This window comes from Citrobacter portucalensis (genome assembly GCF_002042885.1).
In the GTDB taxonomy this organism is placed as follows: domain Bacteria; phylum Pseudomonadota; class Gammaproteobacteria; order Enterobacterales; family Enterobacteriaceae; genus Citrobacter; species Citrobacter portucalensis.
In genome coordinates this window covers 221,583-241,900 of sequence record NZ_MVFY01000001.1, presented here as the reverse complement: position 1 = coordinate 241,900, position 20,318 = coordinate 221,583, and the positions used below count along the sequence as shown (strand labels likewise).

Annotated in this window: 18 protein-coding genes; 12 read left to right on the top strand and 6 right to left on the bottom strand. The window is 50.2% G+C overall.

The genetic code is table 11. From position 1 onward, the window contains the following. Window positions 1-73: 73 nt before the first annotated feature. Complete coding sequence (locus tag BZK40_RS01215; RefSeq protein WP_079933995.1) at window positions 74-865, top strand: MBL fold metallo-hydrolase; 792 nt, start codon at window positions 74-76, stop codon at window positions 863-865. Between the two features lie 25 nt (window positions 866-890). Here BZK40_RS01215 and BZK40_RS01210 read toward each other — a convergent pair whose 3' ends face one another. Next, window positions 891-1,235, bottom strand: coding sequence for a DUF1294 domain-containing protein (locus tag BZK40_RS01210; protein ID WP_032944411.1), 345 nt, complete (start codon window positions 1,233-1,235; stop codon window positions 891-893). 234 nt (window positions 1,236-1,469) lie between these two features. Between BZK40_RS01210 and BZK40_RS24950 the strand changes: the two genes are divergently transcribed. The 3 genes from BZK40_RS24950 (at window position 1,470) to tus (ending at window position 4,523) form a co-directional block, all read left to right on the top strand. Beyond that, window positions 1,470-1,988 (top strand): hypothetical protein, encoded by a 519-nt coding sequence (locus BZK40_RS24950; RefSeq protein ID WP_079933994.1) that lies wholly within the window; start codon window positions 1,470-1,472, stop codon window positions 1,986-1,988. A 230-nt stretch (window positions 1,989-2,218) separates the two neighbouring features. Further along, entirely contained in the window at window positions 2,219-3,520 is a 1,302-nt protein-coding gene (gene rstB, locus BZK40_RS01200; protein WP_079933993.1) for a two-component system sensor histidine kinase RstB, read from the top strand. A gap of 73 nt (window positions 3,521-3,593) precedes the next feature. Next, window positions 3,594-4,523: a DNA replication terminus site-binding protein gene (tus, locus tag BZK40_RS01195; protein ID WP_079933992.1), complete on the top strand. Its 930-nt coding sequence runs from the start codon at window positions 3,594-3,596 to the stop codon at window positions 4,521-4,523. Here the strand turns inward: tus and fumC are convergent. Beyond that, window positions 4,520-5,923, bottom strand: a complete 1,404-nt coding sequence (gene fumC, locus BZK40_RS01190) for a class II fumarate hydratase (protein WP_079933991.1) — start codon at window positions 5,921-5,923, stop codon at window positions 4,520-4,522. The two genes, tus and fumC, sit on opposite strands and share 4 nt — an antisense overlap. 141 nt (window positions 5,924-6,064) lie before the next feature. Continuing rightward, window positions 6,065-7,711 (bottom strand): class I fumarate hydratase, encoded by a 1,647-nt coding sequence (fumB, locus tag BZK40_RS01185; RefSeq protein ID WP_008784695.1) that lies wholly within the window; start codon window positions 7,709-7,711, stop codon window positions 6,065-6,067. A 262-nt stretch (window positions 7,712-7,973) separates the two neighbouring features. Here fumB and manA point away from each other — a divergent pair, with 262 nt between their 5' ends. After that, entirely contained in the window at window positions 7,974-9,149 is a 1,176-nt protein-coding gene (gene manA, locus BZK40_RS01180) for a mannose-6-phosphate isomerase (RefSeq protein ID WP_079933990.1), read from the top strand. A gap of 106 nt (window positions 9,150-9,255) precedes the next feature. Further along, complete coding sequence (locus BZK40_RS01175) at window positions 9,256-10,764, top strand: YdgA family protein (RefSeq protein ID WP_079934113.1); 1,509 nt, start codon at window positions 9,256-9,258, stop codon at window positions 10,762-10,764. Window positions 10,765-10,811: 47 nt separating this feature from the next. On the opposite strand, the gene BZK40_RS01170 is transcribed toward BZK40_RS01175, so the two are convergent. Then, complete coding sequence (locus tag BZK40_RS01170) at window positions 10,812-11,840, bottom strand: Mal regulon transcriptional regulator MalI (protein WP_048226587.1); 1,029 nt, start codon at window positions 11,838-11,840, stop codon at window positions 10,812-10,814. Window positions 11,841-12,009: 169 nt separating this feature from the next. On the opposite strand from BZK40_RS01170, the gene malX reads away from it, so the two are divergent. The 3 genes from malX to BZK40_RS01155 all read left to right on the top strand — a co-directional run bounded on the left by malX (window position 12,010) and on the right by BZK40_RS01155 (window position 16,333). After that, window positions 12,010-13,602: a maltose/glucose-specific PTS transporter subunit IIBC gene (gene malX, locus BZK40_RS01165; protein WP_032943348.1), complete on the top strand. Its 1,593-nt coding sequence runs from the start codon at window positions 12,010-12,012 to the stop codon at window positions 13,600-13,602. A gap of 10 nt (window positions 13,603-13,612) precedes the next feature. Then, window positions 13,613-14,785: a MalY/PatB family protein gene (locus BZK40_RS01160; protein WP_079933989.1), complete on the top strand. Its 1,173-nt coding sequence runs from the start codon at window positions 13,613-13,615 to the stop codon at window positions 14,783-14,785. Between the two features lie 198 nt (window positions 14,786-14,983). Next, window positions 14,984-16,333 carry a sensor domain-containing diguanylate cyclase gene (locus BZK40_RS01155; protein ID WP_079933988.1) on the top strand — a complete coding sequence of 450 codons (1,350 nt, stop codon included), beginning with the start codon at window positions 14,984-14,986 and terminating at the stop codon, window positions 16,331-16,333. 44 nt (window positions 16,334-16,377) lie between these two features. Here the strand turns inward: BZK40_RS01155 and BZK40_RS01150 are convergent, their stop codons facing one another. Then, window positions 16,378-16,794 (bottom strand): hypothetical protein, encoded by a 417-nt coding sequence (locus BZK40_RS01150; RefSeq protein WP_048235434.1) that lies wholly within the window; start codon window positions 16,792-16,794, stop codon window positions 16,378-16,380. Between the two features lie 443 nt (window positions 16,795-17,237). Here BZK40_RS01150 and add point away from each other — a divergent pair, with 443 nt between their 5' ends. Continuing rightward, complete coding sequence (gene add / locus BZK40_RS01145) at window positions 17,238-18,239, top strand: adenosine deaminase (protein WP_079934112.1); 1,002 nt, start codon at window positions 17,238-17,240, stop codon at window positions 18,237-18,239. A gap of 104 nt (window positions 18,240-18,343) precedes the next feature. Here the strand turns inward: add and BZK40_RS01140 are convergent, their stop codons facing one another. Beyond that, a complete protein-coding gene (locus tag BZK40_RS01140) occupies window positions 18,344-19,384 on the bottom strand; it encodes an oxidoreductase (protein ID WP_079933986.1) in 1,041 nt (346 codons plus the stop codon). Window positions 19,385-19,625: 241 nt separating this feature from the next. Here BZK40_RS01140 and blr point away from each other — a divergent pair, with 241 nt between their 5' ends. Together blr and ydgT are read left to right on the top strand one after the other, a co-directional pair. Beyond that, on the top strand, window positions 19,626-19,751 hold the full coding sequence (blr, locus tag BZK40_RS01135) for a division septum protein Blr (RefSeq protein WP_003029134.1): 126 nt from the start codon (window positions 19,626-19,628) through the stop codon (window positions 19,749-19,751). Between the two features lie 291 nt (window positions 19,752-20,042). Beyond that, the gene (gene ydgT, locus BZK40_RS01130) at window positions 20,043-20,258 is read left to right on the top strand and encodes a transcription modulator YdgT (protein ID WP_008784684.1); all 216 of its coding nucleotides are present in this window, start codon (window positions 20,043-20,045) and stop codon (window positions 20,256-20,258) included. The last annotated feature ends 60 nt before the right edge of the window (window positions 20,259-20,318 follow it).

The window sequence follows — 20,318 nt, the reverse complement described above, 5'->3', positions numbered from 1 at the left end:
TAGAGCACTAACAGGCACATCCTTGTGTATCTGTGTGCCATGCTGACTGTGTTCGGTATATGAGGAGGACACGATGATCACGTTATGCAAAACCTGTGGAACATCCTATGAGGTAACTGGCGCCCATCCGGAACATTGCGATATCTGCCTGGATGAACGTCAATATGTCCCCACAAGCGGGCAGAAATGGATCGATTTTGACACCCTGTGTGCATCGCATACAAATAAGTGGAAGCAACACGACAGTACCCTCCTCAGCATCCGCACCGTTCCTGATTTTGCAATTGATCAGCGCGCGTTTCTTGTGCGTACCCCAGAAGGAAATATTCTTTGGGACTGCATTGCCACGCTCGACGATGCCACAAAAACGCTAATAACGTCCCTTGGCGGCCTTAAGGCTATCGCGATTTCGCATCCTCATTACTACACCACCATGCAGGACTGGGCTGCGGAATTTAGCGCGCCGATTTACCTTCATGCCAGCGACAGAAGGTGGGTAATGCGTGACAGCCCGTGGATTAGATTCTGGGATGGCGACACCATTGAGTTAACCCGTGACGTCACGATGATACGTCTCGGCGGGCACTTTGCTGGCGGCTGCGTCCTGCACTGGGCACGTGACGAAGGCGTGGTGCTTTCTGGCGACATCGTTCAAGTTACACCAGGTGCCCATGCAGTCTCTTTTATGTGGAGCTACCCCAATATGCTACCGTTGCCAGCCGCCACCGTCAGCGACATCATCCAACGCCTGAGAACAGTGAAATTTAAGCAACTTTACGGCGCATTTGAAGGTAAAGATATTACGCAAAATGCCGATGAGATTGTGCGCCGTTCAGGTGAAAAATATATTTCCTGCCTCAAATAAACCGCAGTTTATTCACCAACCATGCTCAGGAAGGTAAAAATGGATAGAACTTATAAATCACGCCCATCACAGAAACACTCACTATCACACTGATAATGAAGTAGGTTTTGAAAGGCTGCTTTTGTGTTTTATGGCGAAAGATTTGTTGACCCGCTATCGCGCCGCCCCATCCGCCCACAACGCCAAACACCAGCAATGTGGATTCCGGCACTCTGCGCCAGTCCTTGCGTGCCGCCATTTTGTCCACGCCGTATAACAGCAGCGTCAGAACGTTGGCGAGTAGAAACCATATAACAAGAGGATAAGCGGTGAAAATGCAGCCGACCGCTGCGAAAATGAGTAGCGAATAACAACAGCGATTGAGATTCATATTTTCAGTCACAGCACTTTTCAGGAAGTATCGGCACGCATTATACGCAAGGTCAGTCATCCCTGCCACGGGTGAGAATATCCCTTTTATTATTATGCCTATATCCCCAAAGATAGCGCAAATTCTCTGGTCTGCGGCGTACCTAACAATTCAAACAAGAGAGCCGTTTTCATTATTCAAAACAAATGGTAATTTATTAAACCCAAATGGAGAAATTGTTCTGGAGTCACAAGGATGAGAAAATACTCATATCCATATTTGTTTTTTGTTACCGTCTCATCTCTCGGCGCAATTTTTCTCTTTTACTGGTGGAAGGTAACGATATACAGAGCGACATTTCTCTACCCGCTCACATCCAAATACCTCATGCTTATTTCTCTGGCAGTGTCATTGTTAATTACCTTATTTCTGGTAGGTAATGGGATAATGAAAAAAAGTCCCTTCCAAACCTATCTGAAATTATTTGGTGGCATCAGCATTGCCATGGTGCTGTTTTCAGTGATCATGGTTATGGCGATAACCTGGTTCATTCCGGGTGTCCCCTCGTCCTATACCGCCACATACGTCTATGCTACAGGAAGTTCTAAAAGCTGTTCGGGGGCTGATGTTGACGATCCGGATCTCGGGACTAACATAAGAATTTGCTATCCCGAAGGTAACTACGAATATAACAACACCATCTACGTTGAGAAACGAAGTAACCTTTTAGGTGCGGTCGTGACATACGCCAGAACAACCCCACCCCGATTTTGATTAACTTACAGCGTAGAAAGCAATGCGTGATCCAGCGAAAGGTCATTCCGCGCCCGTAGGAGCCATAAGAATGCAGAAAAGAGATATACAGTGTACTCTGCGTGGACAAGCACGCCGGATGGTGATCGGAGAACCTTTCTGAACCCACGCATCGGCGGATACCGCTGTGCCCACTTTTCCCCTGAGGGACACGTGCACTCGCTAACTTATTGAGCGTTCGGTGATTTTTTATGAAGAAACTGTTTGTGCAGTTTTACCTCCTGCTGTTTGTCTGCTTTTTGGTGATGACCCTGTTGGTCGGTCTGGTATACAAATTCACCGCAGAACGCGCAGGCAGACAGTCGCTCGACGATTTGATGAAAAGCTCGCTGTACCTGATGCGCAGTGAACTACGCGAAATCCCGCCACGCGACTGGGGTAAGACGCTGAAGGAGATGGATTTAAACCTCTCATTTGACCTGCGCGTTGAACCGCTGAATAAGTACACACTGGATGCCCCAACCATGCAGCGTTTGCGCGAAGGCGATATTGTGGCACTTGACGATCAATACACCTTCATTCAACGCATTCCTCGCAGCCATTATGTGCTGGCCGTCGGTCCGGTTCCCTACCTCTATTTTCTCCATCAAATGCGCTTGCTGGACATCGCGCTGATGGCGTTTATTGCTATCTCACTGGCCTTCCCGGTACTGATCTGGATGCGCCCGCACTGGCAGGAAATGCTCAGACTCGAATCCGCCGCACAACGTTTTGGTGAAGGACATCTGAGTGAACGCCTTCATTTTGACAGCGGTTCCAGCTTTGAGCGCCTGGGCGTAGCGTTTAACCAAATGGCCGACAATATCAATGCGCTGATCGCCAGTAAAAAACAGCTCATCGATGGTATTGCCCATGAGCTTCGTACCCCGCTGGTACGTTTACGTTACCGGCTGGAAATGAGTGATAACCTCACCGAGCAGGAATCTCAGGCGCTTAATCGTGATATCGGCCAACTGGAAGCGTTGATCGAAGAGTTACTGACCTACGCCCGCCTGGATCGCCCACAAAATGAACTGAAACTCAGCGTACCGGACCTGCCTGCTTGGTTGACAACCCATCTGGAGGATGTGCAAAGCGTAAATCCTGACCGTGCGGTGCTATTACGTCATCTCGAAACTGGCGACTACGGCGCGTTGGATATGCGCCTGATGGAGCGGGTCCTGGATAATTTGCTGAATAATGCCCTGCGCTATTGCCAGTCAACGGTGCAAGCCAGTCTGCTGCTGAACGGCAATCAAGCCACGCTGGTAGTGGAAGACGACGGTCCCGGTATTGCACCAGACGCTCGCGAACAGGTTTTTGAACCGTTTGTACGCCTTGACCCCAGCCGTGACCGGGCGACCGGGGGTTGTGGGCTTGGGTTAGCCATCGTCCACTCAATAGCGTTGGCTATGGGAGGGACGGTCGTCTGTGATGAAAGTGAACTTGGCGGCGCCCGGTTTACTTTCCGTTGGCCCGTCTGGCATAACATTCCTGAAATTTCGGCTGCCTGACCTATTCTGCTCGGTGGCCAGGCGGTGAATGTTGTGCTATAAAAAAGTATGTTGTAACTAAAATGGTAAATCTATGGCCCGTTACGATCTCGTTGACCGCCTGAACGGCACCTTTCGCCAGATGGAACAAGAACTGGCGCTTCTGAACGAAAACCTGTTGCAGCAGACGCTGCTGATTGCCCGCGTATTCTCGTTACCGGAAGTGGTCAAAGAGGCAGAGCATGCCCCTCTGCAGAGCATTGATGTTAAGCAGCATTTAGGCAAAGAGGCTGAAGCGCTGGCACTGCGCCATTACCGTCACCTGTTTATTCAGCAGCAGTCCGAAAACCGCAGCAGCAAAGCGGCCGTCCGCCTACCGGGTGTATTGTGCTACCAGGTTGATAATGCGGCGCAATGTGCTCTGGAAGAACAAATCCAGCGTATAAACCAGTTGAAAACCACCTTCGAGCGCATTGTTACAGTAGAGTCAGGGCTGGCGCCGGCAGCACGTTTCGAATGGGTGCATCGCCACCTGCCGGGGCTGATTACACTGAATGCCTATCGCACGCTCACCGTTGTCAGAGATCCTGCCACCCTGCGATTCGGCTGGGCTAACAAGCACATTATTAAAAACCTGAAACGTGATGAAGTACTGCAGCAACTGGAAAAAAGCCTGACCTCACCGCGCAGCGTACATCCCTGGACACGTGAAGAATGGCAGGCGAAGCTTGAACGCGAATATCAGGATATCGCCGACTTACCGCAGCAGGCCCGCCTGAAAATTAAAAGGCCGGTAAAAGTGCAGCCTATTGCCCGTGTCTGGTACAAAGGAGAGCAAAAACAGGTGCAATATGCCTGCCCGACGCCACTGATTGCTTTGCTTAATAACGACAACGGTATGACCGTACCGGATATCGGCGAGTTACTGAATTACGATGCCGATAACGTTCAGCATCGCTTTAAACCTCAGGCGCAGCCGTTGAGATTGATTATTCCCCGGCTGCACCTGTACGTTGCGGATTAACTGCCTGGCCGCATGCTGCCAACCATCAGCTCCGGACGTACCCAGCTGTCGAATTCCGCTTCGGTTAGATATCCCAGCGCCAGAGCGGAGGCTTTTAGCGTCAGCCCTTCTTTATGCGCTTTTTTGGCAATTTCAGCCGCTTTATCGTAACCGATATGGGTGTTGAGCGCGGTCACCAGCATCAGCGACTCATTGAGCAGCTGATCTATTCGTTCACGGTTGGGCTCGATTCCCGTCGCGCAATGTTCATTGAAGCTTTCCATACCGTCCGCCAGCAGGCGTACCGACTGCAGGAAGTTGTGGATGACCATCGGTCGATAGACGTTGAGCTCAAAGTTACCTGACGCCCCGCCCATATTGATGGCGACATCGTTACCCATCACCTGGCAGCACAACATGGTCAGCGCTTCACACTGGGTAGGATTGACTTTACCCGGCATGATCGAGCTGCCCGGTTCGTTTTCCGGAATTGAAATTTCACCAATACCACAGCGCGGGCCAGATGCCAGCCAGCGTACATCGTTGGCGATTTTCATCAGCGACGCTGCCAGCCCTTTTAGCGCTCCGTGGGCATGAACCAGGGCATCGCAGGTGGCCAGCGCTTCAAATTTATTCGGAGCGGTAACGAACGGCGCGCAGGTAATGACCCGCAGTTCATCCGCGACCCGGCGGGCGTATTCGGGATGAGTGTTCAGTCCGGTACCTACCGCGGTTCCCCCCAACGCCAGTTCTGCCACATGCGGTAAACTGTTTTCAATGTGTCTGAGGTTATGTTCAAGCATTGCTACCCAGCCGGAAATCTCCTGGCCAAGCGTAAGTGGAGTTGCATCTTGCAGATGTGTACGACCAATTTTAACGATATCGGCGAAAGCGTGGGACTTATCACTGAGCGTTTTTGTCAACACATTTAAACGTGGGATCAAAGATTTACGCAGCGCCAGCAGTGCGGCAACGTGCATTGCGGTTGGGAAGACATCGTTCGAGCTTTGGCTTTTATTGACATCATCGTTGGGGTGTACTTTTCGCTCCATCCCCCGCACGCCGCCCAGCAATTCGCTGGCCCGGTTTGCCAGCACCTCGTTCATATTCATATTGCTTTGCGTGCCTGAGCCGGTTTGCCAGATGGCCAGCGGAAACTCATCGCGGTGTTTATCTGCCAACACCTCATCTGCAGCCTGCATAATAGCCCTGGCTTTATCCTCCGCCAGCAGCCCCAGATCCTGGTTAACCTTTGCCGCGGCGCGTTTCGTCAGCGCCAGCGCATGGATCAGTGAGACCGGCATTTTCTCCGTAGAGATACGAAAATGCTCCAGCGAACGTTGGGTTTGCGCACCCCAAAGCTTATCGGCAGGAACATCAATCGCCCCCATTGAATCATTCTCGCGGCGTACCGTTACCATTACCTGCTCCTTACATTAACAGTTGATTAGGTTATGTTTCGACATTGCCCATTTGCATTGGTCTTATGAGTATTAACGAGGATAAAGCTGTCGTTTGGTGGTTCGTGCGGTAAAAAAAACCGCCCCGAAGGGCGGCTGACGTTACTTAACGCAGCGTGCGCACTGCGACGTCTGAATTTGCTTGAAGAAATCGTTGCCTTTGTCATCTACCAGGATAAATGCCGGGAAATCTTCTACTTCAATTTTCCAGATGGCTTCCATCCCGAGTTCCGGGTATTCCACGCACTCCAGGCTCTTGATACTGCCCTGAGCCAGCACCGCGGCGGGGCCGCCAATACTGCCCAAATAGAAGCCGCCATGTTTATGGCAAGCATCGGTCACCTGCTGGCTGCGATTGCCTTTCGCCAGCATAATCATGCTCCCACCAGCGGCCTGAAGCTGGTCAACATACGAGTCCATACGTCCGGCAGTGGTTGGCCCCAGCGAACCAGAGGCATAGCCTTCCGGCGTTTTTGCCGGACCTGCGTAATAGATCGGGTGATCTTTAACATACTGCGGCAAACTTTCGCCGTTATCCAGCCGTTCTTTCAGTTTCGCATGCGCAATATCACGACCAACAATGATTGTACCGTTAAGTGACAGACGCGTAGAAACCGGGTACTGCGACAGCTGGGCCAGGATCTCTTTCATCGGGCGATTGAGGTCAACGCGCACCGCTTCACCCTCTCCCGCCTGGCGCAGTTCTTCCGGTATAAATTTGCCAGGATTATGCTCCAGTTTTTCGATCCAGATACCTTCGCGGTTGATCTTGGCTTTGATATTTCGATCGGCTGAGCAAGAAACGCCCATACCAACCGGACACGACGCGCCGTGACGCGGCAGGCGGATCACGCGGATATCATGCGCGAAGTACTTCCCACCAAACTGCGCGCCAAGCCCCAAATTCTGCGCCTCAATCAGCAGCTCTTTTTCCAGCTCTACATCGCGGAATGCCTGACCATGTTCGTTACCTTCTGTCGGCAGTTCGTCGTAGTATTTTGCAGAAGCCAGTTTGACCGTTTTCAGTGTGGCTTCTGCCGATGTTCCACCGATTACGAACGCGATGTGATACGGCGGACAAGCCGCAGTGCCCAACGTACGCATTTTCTCAACCAGGTAATCTTTTAATTTGCCCGGTGTTAGCAGCGCTTTGGTTTCCTGGTACAGATAGGTTTTATTCGCCGAACCACCACCTTTGGCAATACACAGGAATTTGTATTCATCTCCGTCGACGGTATACAAATCGATTTGTGCTGGCAGGTTGGTACCGGTGTTCACCTCTTTATACATATCCAGCGCTGCGTTTTGTGAATAGCGCAGGTTGTCTTCGATGTAGGTGTTATAGACGCCTCGTGCCAGCGCCTCCTCATCACCCCCACCGGTCCAGACACGCTGACCTTTTTTACCCACGATAATCGCAGTTCCGGTGTCCTGACAGGTCGGCAAAATGCCTTTTGCCGCGATGTCAGAGTTACGCAGGAATTGCAGGGCCACATATTTGTCGTTTTCGCTGGCCTCCGGGTCGCGCAGAATATCAGCTACCTGCTGTTGATGTGCGGGACGCAGCATAAACGACGCATCATGAAAGGCCTGACGAGCCAGCAGGGTTAAGGCTTGCGGTGCAACTTTAACAATCTCCTGCCCTTCAAATTCGGCAACAGAGACATAGTCGCTGGTCAGCAGATAGTATTCGGTATCATCCTTTTTGAGGGGGAAAGGATGCTGATAATGAAAGGGTTTGTTTGACATTGTGCTCTCACTTACTGCTCGGTCTGGTTATTCTCTGGGCAGATGTTCCATTGCCCTGCTTCCCTGCCGCAGATCCGGTTGTAGAAGGAAGAGCTTTCTGCAACCGGAATTACTCAGGGTATTAAAAGCGAGTCACCATATCCTACACATTTTTTTAACAAAAACTGAGACAAGTACGACTTTTTACATGTGCAGGTTACTTCCCTCAGGGTTTCTTGGTTTAATAGCCGTAGAAAATTCAACATTGAAACAGGGCTTGATAATGCAAAAACTCATCAACTCAGTGCAGAACTACGCCTGGGGAAGTAAAACGGCGTTAACGGAACTCTATGGCATTGCCAACCCCACTCAGCAACCGATGGCTGAGTTGTGGATGGGCGCGCATCCGAAAAGCAGTTCGCAGGTTCTGGGCGCTGACGGTCAGACGGTTGCTCTGCGCGACGTTATCGAGCACGATAAATCCGCACTGCTAGGCGAAGCCGTAGCGCAACGTTTTGGTGAACTGCCCTTCCTGTTTAAAGTACTCTGCGCTGCTCAACCACTTTCGATTCAGGTTCATCCTAACAAGCACAATTCTGAAATTGGATTTGCCAAAGAAAACGCCGCGGGGATCCCGATGGATGCCGCCGAGCGCAACTACAAAGATCCTAACCACAAACCAGAACTGGTATTTGCTTTGACGCCTTTCCTGGCGATGAACGCATTCCGCGAGTTCTCTGACATTGTTGCATTGTTACAACCCGTTTCCGCCGCACATCCGGCTATTGCACATTTCCTGGAAGAACCGAGTGCGGAACGTCTGAGCTATCTTTTCACCAGCTTGCTGAATATGCAGGATGAGGAGAAATCCCATGCGTTGGCGATCCTGAAATCAGCGCTGAACAGCCAGCAGGGTGAACCCTGGCAAACCATCCGTCTGATCGCTGACGTCTACCCGAACGACAGTGGGCTTTTCTCCCCGCTGCTGCTCAATGTGGTGAAACTCAATCCAGGCGAGGCTATGTTCTTATTTGCCGAAACCCCGCACGCTTACCTGCAAGGTGTGGCGCTTGAGGTGATGGCTAACTCGGACAACGTGCTGCGTGCCGGACTAACGCCAAAATATATTGATATCCCGGAACTGGTCGCCAACGTGAAGTTTGTCGCCAAGCCAGCAAACCAGTTACTGACCACGCCGGTTGAATCTGATGGTGAACTGGACTTCCCAATCCCGGTTGACGATTTTGCGTTCTCCCTGCATGACCTTACTACCAATGGCGCAGATATCAGCCAGCAAAGTGCAGCCATTTTGTTCTGCATAGAGGGTGAAGCCGTGCTGAGTAAAGGCGAGCAACGTCTGGTTCTGCGACCGGGTGAATCGGCCTTTATTGGCGCGAATGAATCGCCGGTTAACATTAGTGGCGCAGGTCGTTTAGCCCGGGTTTATAACAAGCTATAGCAAGATACTGATATTTTTAACAACTCTTGCTAAGCTGTAGTGTGTTAAAGACATGTCACTCCTCCAGGCGTCTTCAAACGCCTGGTTTTATTTTATGGATATCGAAATGAAAAAATCGCTGGTAGCTGCGGGTGTGGTGGTTGCGCTGGGTATCGTCTGGACGGGCGGCGCCTGGTACACAGGTAAGAAACTTGAAACGCATCTCGCCGAGATGGTGACACAGGCAAACGATCAGTTAAAACGTTTCTCCCCTGAGGCGGGCATTGAACTGAGTTATCAAAACTACCAGCGCGGGGTGTTCAATAGCCAACTGCAATTGGTGGTGAAACCAATCGCCGGGCAGGCAGATTCCTGGCTAAAACCGGGGCAAAGTATCGTCCTGAATGAAACCGTCGATCACGGTCCATTCCCGCTGGCTCAGTTGAAATCACTGAATCTGGTCCCGGCTATGGCCTCCGTGAAAACGACTCTGGTCAATAACGACGTTACCAAACCACTGTTTGATATTGCCAAAGGTGAGTCGCCATTTGTCATTAATTCCCGAATCGGCTACAGCGGCGATACCCGTTCCGATCTCTCCCTCAAACCACTGAACTATGAGAAAGGCGACGAAAAAGTAGCCTTCAGCGGCGGGGAATTCCAGTTTACAGCAGACAAAGAAGGTAACGCTGTCTCGCTGACAGGCAATGCGCAAAGCGGCGTGGTCAATGCGGTCAACGAGTATGACCAGAAAGTACAAATGACTTTCAATAACCTGAAAACTGAGGGTTCCAGCAGTATTGCCAGCTTTGGTGAGCGCATAGGCGACCAGAAATTGTCACTCGATAAACTGTCGATTTCCGTCGAAGGTAAAGAGTTGGCGGTTCTGGAAGGCATGGGTATTGATGGTAAATCCGATCTGATCAACGACGGTAAAACTGTCAACAGCCAGTTGGATTACACGCTGAACAGTCTGAAATTGCAGGGTCAGGATATGGGTAGCGGTAAACTGACGCTGAAAGTTGGCCAGATTGACGGTGAAGCATTACACCAGTTCAGTCAGCAGTATAGCGCCCAAACCAAGGCGCTGATGGCGCAGATTGATGTGGTACAAAACCCTGAGCTTTATCAGCAAAAAGTCACTGAAGCCTTCTTCAATGCGCTGCCGATTCTGATGAAAGGCGAGCCGGCTATCACCATAGCCCCGCTGAGCTGGAAAAATGCAAAAGGTGAAACTGCATTTAATCTGTCACTGCTGCTAAAAGATCCGACAGCAAATACTGAGGAACCACAAACGCTGGCTCAGGAAGTGGATCGTTCGGTCAAATCACTGGATGCTAAGCTGACGATTCCGGTTGATATGGCGACTGAGTTCATGACGCAGATTGCCAAAATTGAAGGCTATCAGCAGGAACAAGCGGCCGATCTGGCGAAACAACAGGTGAATGGCCTGGCGGCAATGGGTCAGATGTTCCGTATTACAACGATGCAGGACAACGTCATCGGCTCCAGCCTGCAATACGCAAACGGCCAGGTTACCTTAAACGGACAAAAAATGTCGCTGGATGAGTTTGTTGGCATGTTCGGTATGCCTTCTCTCGGCGAACCGGATGCCCCGGCTATTCCGCAACAGTAAATACGCGTGACAACAGGCCCGATAACCGTGTGTTTATCGGGCCTTTTTTATTTTGCCACCACCAGACGGGCGGAAAGCGTTAAGTTACGCGAATGACCATCATCGTGCCCAATGCGCTGTAGCATGCGCTCAGCAAGGGTATATCCCATTTCACGCGCGGGCGTACAGGCCCAAATAATGGGGATATCGTCCAGTGCATTTTCCGCTACATCGGCAAATCCAGCTAACGAGATCTGCTGTTCGAAGTAGCGGTCTACGCCAATTTCACCACTCTGACGCCCTGCTCTCATCAGGCCAAACCAGGCGCCAACGGCTATGGTTTCGTTGTAGCACACCACTGCGCTGATCGTTGGGTTACGACGTAACAGCGCGGTCACCTCCTCTGCGGCCTGCTTTTGGCTGGATGAGCACTCCAGCACCCAGTCGCTATGAAACGGTAAACCATACTTTAGCAACGTCGTACAATAGCCGCCGACACGCTCTGCGCGGGTCAATGAAGAACTCTGCCCCCCCAACCACGCGATGCGCTGATGCCCATGGCGTATCAGATGTTCAACCAGCAATTGCGCTGCCTGCATGTTGTCAGGTCTGACGGTGTCAACGTCATCCAGGTAGCTGGCCCGAGACGCAAACACTACCGGAATCCCCTTATCGGCGGCCAGTTGTTGTAGGTCGTCGCTACTGCCGGCTGCCCCGGCGATCACCACACCATCAACCCCTTGATTAAGCAGCATAGCGAAACGCTGCGCCAGCTGTTCGCCATCTCTGCCACCATGTAATAAAAAGACCATGCGCCCCTGCGCTTCTAAAGCTTCCGTCAGACCCGCCGTCAACTCGGCGTAAAACGGGGTGGAGAGGTCGCGCACGATCAAACCAATTACCCCGCTCTGCCCGCCACGCAGCGCTGATGCCTGGCGATTACGCACAAACCCCAGTTGCTCAATAGCGGCATTCACCCGTTCGCCGGTCGCGGATGAAATACGGCCTTTTCCACTGAGCACCAATGAGACGGTACTAACCGAAACGCCCGCGGCCAGCGCAACATCATGGATGGTTATTTTTTTGGCTATAGCCATAAAAACGGAAAACTCCCTGATAACGTGACGGATAAAACGTTTTATCAATCACTTATATTTATACGCCCTATTATCGTTCGATAATGTGATTTATACCGCACTAAAATTAGGTAAAACGTTTTATCTTCTCGCCATCATTAGTCAGCTAGCTTTTACGAGGAGTCGTTTGATGACGACGAGAACCACACCAAAAATTACGTTATGGGAATTTTTCCAGCAGTTGGGCAAAACCTTTATGCTGCCCGTGGCTCTGCTCTCATTCTGCGGGATCATGTTAGGGATCGGCAGCTCGTTAAGTAGTCATGATGTCTTAACGCTGATTCCGGCATTGGGTAATCCGGTACTGCAGGCTATTTTTACCTGGATGAGCAAAGTAGGCTCATTTGCGTTTAGCTTCTTACCGGTGATGTTCTGTATTGCCATACCTCTCGGCCTGGCCCGCGAGAACAAAGGCGTAGCGGCATTTGCCGGTTTTGTTGGTTATGCGGTGATGAACCTTGCCGTCAACTTCTGGTTAACCGCGAAAGGTATCTTGCCTACCACGGATGCCACGATCCTGAAGGCTAACAACGTACAGAATATCCTGGGGATCCAGTCGATCGACACCGGGATCCTCGGCGCTGTTATTGCCGGGATCATCGTCTGGATGCTGCATGAACGTTTCCACAACATTCGCCTGCCGGATGCACTGGCCTTCTTCGGCGGTACCCGCTTTGTACCAATTATCTCTTCGGTGGTGATGGGACTGGTCGGCCTGGTCATTCCCCTGGTTTGGCCGGTTTTCGCCATGGGCATTAACGGGCTCGGCCACATCATCAACAGCGCGGGCGAATTTGGTCCAATGCTGTTTGGTACCGGTGAACGTCTGCTGCTGCCGTTTGGTCTGCATCATATTCTGGTGGCACTCATTCGCTTCACCGAAGCTGGCGGCACGCAGGAAGTCTGCGGTCACAGCGTGAGCGGCGCACTGACTATTTTCCAGGCTCAACTGAGCTGCCCGACAACACAAGGTTTCTCTGAAAGCGCAACCCGCTTCCTGTCGCAGGGTAAAATGCCGGCGTTCCTCGGTGGTTTGCCGGGGGCAGCGCTCGCTATGTACCACTGTGCTCGCCCTGAAAATCGTCATAAAATTAAAGGGTTGTTAATTTCTGGTCTCATTGCCTGCGTGATCGGCGGTACAACCGAACCACTCGAGTTCTTATTCCTGTTCGTTGCCCCTGTTTTGTATGTAATCCACGCCCTGCTGACCGGTCTTGGTTTCACCGTGATGGCGGTGTTAGGCGTCACCATCGGTAACACGGACGGTAACCTGATTGACTTTGTGGTATTCGGCATCCTGCACGGACTCTCTACCAAGTGGTATCTGGTCCCTGTCGTGGCTGCGATCTGGTTCGCGGTGTACTACGTGATCTTCCGTTTCGCCATCACACGCTTCAATCTGAAGACCCCGGGTCGGGACGTCGAAATTGCCAGCAATATCGATAAAGTCATGGCGGGAGCACCGGGTAAATCCGGTTACAACGTCCCTGCCATTCTGGCGGCGCTGGGCGGTGCGGAAAACATTGTCAGCCTTGATAACTGCATTACCCGTCTGCGCTTGTCAGTAAAGGATATGTCGCTTGTGAACGTACAGGCACTGAAGGACAATCGCGCCATTGGCGTAGTGCAACTCAATCAGCATAATCTTCAGGTTGTTATTGGTCCGCAGGTCCAGTCAGTGAAAGACGAGATCGCAGTTCTGATGAACACCGTACAGGCTTAAGGACAACAATATGTTTGATTTTTCAAAGGTTGTGGACAGGCATGGTACCTGGTGTACTCAGTGGGATTACGTTGCCGACCGTTTTGGTTCAGCCGACCTTCTGCCGTTCACCATCTCCGATATGGATTTTGCCACCGCCCCCTGCATTCTGGAGGCGCTGACTCAGCGCCTGTCACATGGCGTGTTGGGTTACAGTCGCTGGAAAAATGATGAATTTCTGGCGGCGATTAGCCACTGGTTTCTATCGCGTCATAATACCCAAATCGATCCTGAGTCGCTGGTTTATGGCCCCTCAGTCATCTATATGGTATCGGAGCTAATCCGCCAGTGGTCTTCTGCGGGTGATGCGGTGGTTATTCATACGCCGGCTTACGACGCGTTTTACAAAGCGATTGAAGGTAATCAGCGCCAGGTATGCGCTGTCGGACTTGAAAAACGCGCTGACGGCTGGTTTTGCGACATGGTTGCACTAGAGAAAGCCCTGTCCCGGCCTGAAAGCAAAATTCTCCTGCTTTGCAGCCCGCACAACCCAACCGGTAAGGTGTGGACGCGCGATGAACTGGAAACCATGGCGGAGCTGTGTCAGCGCCACGGTGTAAAAGTCATCTCTGATGAGATCCATATGGATATGGTATGGGCAGACCAGCCGCACATCCCGTGGAGTAACGTCGCGCGCGACAGTTGGGCGCTGTTCACCTCCGGTTCAAAGAGCTTCAATATTCCGGCATTAACCGGGGCTTACGGGATTATTGAGGATGAGCAGAGTCGCAACGATTACCTCAGTGCGTTAAAGGGTCGGGATGGTCTTTCCTCACCTGCAGTGCTCGCGCTTAGCGCACATATCGCAGCCTACCAACAGGGCGCTAGCTGGCTTGATGCGCTGCGGGATTATCTTGCCAGTAACCTGGATTACATCGCGCACGAGCTGAATAACGCATTCCCCGAACTGAACTGGCAGGTTCCGCAATCCACCTATCTGGCATGGATTGACTTGCGTCCACTCAACCTTGATGACCACGCACTGCAGGATGCACTCATCCATCAGCAGAAAGTCGCCATCATGCCCGGATACACATACGGAGAAGAAGGACGCGGTTTTGTGCGCCTCAATGCCGGATGTCCACGTTCCAAGCTTGAAAAAGGCGTTCAGGGGTTGATTAACGCCATCCGCACAATACGTTAAATAGTCTTGCGCAATGAAGAACTCATTGCGCAACTCCTTATATAAAAAAACAAATCTGTTTTTTATCGTTTTTTTTAATACCAATTCCTCCCTGACTTTTCCTGCCAGTCAAAATCAACAGCAATAAAAATCAAAAAGACAAAATACAAAGCTGAGAAGATAGCCGAAATATAGCGCTGTTTTATATACATAAAAATCATGAATACAACACAAATAAACATTCACAAAAAGAATTTAACTTTTTTTTTACTCCTGTCCCTAACAACATCCATTTTTCTTTGGTATATCCCTTTTAGTAATCAGCGTTATAGCCTATCTTTTTACCCGGTTATTGCAACCTTTGCTGGTGTATTGCACATTCAGACTGGGTGCTTTATGACGATGAATTACATGAGTTATCGGCGCAAAAAATATCTTTTACCCCTGGCCTGCGCGTTTTATTTCTCAGGGGTTTTCTTATTTCTTGCGCTCTATATTTATTTTTATAAAAACGGTCTTCCTGGTGTCATCTACAATGACATTGCTGTTTTATACTTTATGAGGAACATGTTAATTACGGGGTTGTTCTTTGCAACATACTATTTATATACGTTTAAAAATAAAAAAGAAAAGCATGGTAAAACAGTTATTTACGCCACTTATTTATGGTGCATGTTGCATCTGGTAATGGCTATCCTCTACTCCATCCGTATTACGCCAATATCGTTTCAGTTGGTTGACACAGAAACGTTTGAATGGCTTAGACCCTGGCGTGGTAGCTTTATTTATGTCCTCATTATCTTGTGGACCTGTATCGTTTTATTAGGGGCAAAATTAACCCGGCTAAAAACACAGTTTTGGGTAAGTATGTCACTGGTTGCCCTGAGCAATCTGTTAAGTGTCATCATTATGCTGAAGTACACGCATATAGACTCCGCTGGATGGTATCTCGCCAGAGGCCTGGAGTGCCTTAGCGCAATGGCCGTGATGATCGTGCTCATGTCTGATATTTTCAAGCGCTACAAAGCCTCACGTCAGGCCTATGAATTATCCTATGAAAATTCAGTCCGCGACCCGATGACCCGACTTTTCAACCGTGGCTATTTTTATAACGCACTCAGCAATGAGATTAAAATGACAGCGACCCATAAACCCCTGAGCATTGTCTTTTGCGACATTGATTTCTTTAAGTCGGTCAATGACACCTGGGGACATTTGCAGGGTGACAGAGTGATAATTAAACTGTCAGAAATTATGCAGCGACTGAGTCGACGTAACGACATCGTGGCGCGTATTGGCGGAGAAGAGTTTGCTATTTTGCTACCTGAAACTAACGCTGATGCAGCATTTAACATCGCAGAGCGAATCAGAAAACACGTAGAACAACAAACTCAGGCCACGACTAAAGGTGATTTTCCACGCATCATCACCATCAGCCTGGGTATCGTAACCTCGCTTGATAACCGTTCAGCCCCTGAACAACTTGCTGATTGCGCAGACCGCGCCCTGTATATGGCAAAAAACCGAGGCCGTAATTGCGTTGTGGCTTATTCTGGCGAAGAAGTTTAATAGCAAAGGAAAAGATCACCACCAGGGCGATCTTTTCCTCATGATCAGTTGGTAATTTTCATGTGCAGCTGGAATGCGTTGGTTTTCCCCTCATCCTTCGCCGCGCCTTTTTGATATATTCTGATGGTATACTTACCGCTGGCAGGCAGCGTATTTTTATAAGTGTCACCACTCATCATGCCATCAAAAATGAATTGTTCGCCCGGTGCAATAATACTCATGAAAGGATGAGGCCAGGCGCTTTTCAGAACTGCTTGCATGGTCTGCCCTTTTTTGGCGACAAACGTATAATCTTTTGTTTTATCACCCGTAATTGTCCCCTTGATATCTGCGCCACTGGTACCTTTCTTAAACTGGATTACATGCGTTTCATCCGCTTTATACGCCGCATGCGCAGGCACAGTTGCCAGCAGCAAACTTCCACAGAACATTGTACTGACAATTAGCTTTACACTTTTCACTTTATTAATACCCTCAGTCGTTATTGTGTTTTTATAACATACCTCGCAGCACATTCATAAACTGGAAAGTGTCCATTTTTCGCTATTAGCAATGTTATTCAATAAATATCCGAATGAAATAACACTGACAGACAGTAATTAAATAAAAACGAGGTAAATAATCTTAAATTAAAATCATTTTATTACACACATGCTGCAGGAAATGCGTTATTGCTTACTTTACGCCCGTCTTACCACCGCAAGGCAAAAAGCATCGTGATACGTTCTCAAGGATCAGGGAGTCGGAACACCACTCTGTTGGTACGCTAACAGCATGGTCAACAATTTGGCGATGCTTGCTTCCCCATAACCCCGAACTCTGCACTGCTTTTTTTAAAGTTTTTAGAGGAACATTTTTCTGTTGTATAATGGCCTGCACTTTACCTAAATACACGAGTGCGACCATGATTGATACTTCCCTCCCCCTGACCGACGTCCATCGCCACCTTGATGGTAACATCCGTGCACAAACGATCCTGGATCTGGGCCGTCAGTTCAACTTAACGCTTCCGGCACAAACGTTGGAAACGCTGATCCCTCATGTGCAAGTCACATCAACTGAGCCAGATTTAGTGAGTTTTTTATCCAAGCTCGACTGGGGCGTGAAGGTACTGGCCTCGCTGGATGCGTGTCGTCGCGTGGCATTTGAAAATATTGAGGACGCAGCACGTAACGGCCTGCACTATGTTGAACTGCGTTTTTCCCCAGGCTACATGGCGATGGCGCATCAGCTCCCGGTTGCAGGTGTGGTTGAAGCCGTCATCGCAGGCGTACGCGAGGGCTGCAAGACCTTTGGCGTCGAAGCACGCTTAATTGGCATTATGAGCCGTACTTTTGGCGAAGCCGCCTGCTTGCAGGAACTGGATGCGCTGTTAGCCCACCGAGACCATATTACGGCGCTGGATTTGGCCGGTGACGAACTGGGGTTCCCGGGCAGCCTGTTCCTATCTCACTTCAACCAGGCACGCGACGCCGGCTGGCGTATTACCGTGCATGCGGGCGAAGCCGCGGGACCAGAAAGCATCTGGCAGGCCATTAAAGAGCTAGGCGCTGAGCGTATTGGTCACGGCGTTAAAGCCGTTGAAGATCGTGCGTTGATGGATTACCTCGCCGAGCACCGTATCGGCATCGAATCCTGCCTGACATCAAACATTCAGACCAGCACCGTTGCCTCACTAGCGAACCATCCGCTGAAAACGTTCCTTGAGCATGGCGTTATCGCCAGTTTGAATACGGACGACCCGGCTGTTCAGGGTGTGGATATTATTCACGAGTACACCATTGCCGCACCAGCTGCAGGCCTAACGCGCGAACAGATCCGCCAGGCGCAAATCAACGGTCTGGAAATGGCATTCCTGAGTAACGAGGAAAAACGAGCCTTGCGCGAGAAAGTCGCCGCAGCGTAACAGGTAAAGTGCCGCGTAGCGCTAACGCTTATCCGGCCTACGTTGGTTTTCATTGTAGGCCGGATACGATGCCAGGAAGGTATCGCCTTGCGCCATTTACCTAATCAGGCAAGGCACAGCGTCGAACGATGTTTCGCAGATTCTATACCCAGCTCAATCAGCTCCATAATTTGGATAGCCTGTCTCGCCGGTACCGGGTTTTCACCGTTGCCGTTTAGCGCATCCCGAATGCCAGCATAGTACGCCGGATAATTGCCCGGTACGGTCAGCCAGGTTTCTTCAACCTGCTCTTCGCCTTCGACTCGCATCAATACGCCATCGCGCATATCATAACCCCAGTCTTCCTGTGGAAGTCGCTCGCCATTTTTCAGGCGCTCTTCCTGCGGGTCAAGACCATACTTCACATAGCTGCCACGCGATCCATGCACAATATAACGGGCCGATTCTGCAGCAGCAAGCATGGTGCCATGCAGGATCACACGACGCTGCGGATACGTCAGGATGGCATGGAAGTAATCCGTCGCCTGCGCGCCCGGACGCAGCTGGGCCAGGTCTACCGTCAGGCTGACGGGCAAACCAAACAGATTAATCGCCTGATCCAAAAGATGCGGTGCTAAATCGTACCAGATACCGCTTCCCGGACCGCCCTGTTCACGCCAACGGTCACGAACCTGTGGGCGGAAACGATCGAAATGGGATTCGAAATACGCCACCTCTCCCAAAACACCATCCGCCAGCAGAGCTTTCAGCGTCAGAAAATCACTGTCCCAGCGACGGTTATGGAATACAGACAACACACGCCCCAGGCTACGTGCCAGCGCATCCAACTCACGTGCTTGTGACAGTGTCACGGTAAAGGGCTTATCAACAACCACATGTTTGCCCGCTTCCAACGCTGCTTTCGCTAACGGGAAGTGCGTGTCGTTTGGCGTGGGGATCACAATCAGGTCGATATTTGGATCGTTAAAAAGATGCTTAGGCTCAGCAACAACCGTTACCGTAGGCCAGTCTGCCTTCACTTTTGCTTCATCACTACTGGACACTGCAGCCAGTTCCAGACCCGGCGTGCCCACAATCAGTGGGGCATGGAAGGTTTTGCTGGCATAACCATAGCCAATTAGCCCAACGCGGATGTTGTCACTCATGTTATTGCCTCTCAATTCAGGACTGACCTATTTCACACCATACCTTGCAACGTCTCAATAGTTTAATAACCATTGCGCTACAAAGGTTGTTTTTTAACTTAAGTCAAACATATGCCACTTATGCTTAACTTGCAGCGAAAAAGAGGTAGAAATCGTTCCCTATCATCTTGCTGTATTAATGAGAGATTAGTAACATTTGCAGCCTGTGTTTATGGATAAATCAAAGCAAATGTCATCAGTAATGAATCGTCTTATTGAATTAACAGGTTGGATTGTTCTCGCCGTCTCCGTGATCCTGCTGGGTGTTGCCAATCATATTGACAATTACCAGCCACCAGAGCCCGTTGCGGCAGTGCAGAAAAAATAAGCATCCGCAGCCTTTTATTGCCCGACAATTAACATTGGTAGTTGCAGGGTCTGCCGGTAAAAGATCGCTTTCTGTCAAAAAAAGCGAATTATGCCGCGTCCCGCTCCGCTGCATATTGCCAGCGATCGCTAAGCGCGTTACCCTTGCTCAAGACGCGCATAGCGCCTGATTTTTCACAGGTATGAACACTCTTCTTACATTTGCACGTAAATGCGCTTTTACCTGTGCTCGTTGTTTATTTTTATATTTTCTACTCCGTTGGTATTATTTTATTAATATGGATCTGCATTTATGACCGTTCAGGATTACTTATTAAAATTCCGCAAAATCAGTTCGCTCGAAAGTCTGGAAAAACTGTTCGACCATCTTAACTACACGCTCACCGATGATAACGACATTATCAATATGTACCGTGCCGCAGACCATCGCCGTGCGGAGCTTATCTCCGGAGGTCGTCTGTTTGATGTTGGTCAGGTACCTAAATCAGTCTGGCATTACGTGCAATAAAGAAGAAAGTAGCGCTCAACGTTAAAAGCTTTATAATAATTGCCCCAAAATGAATGGCAT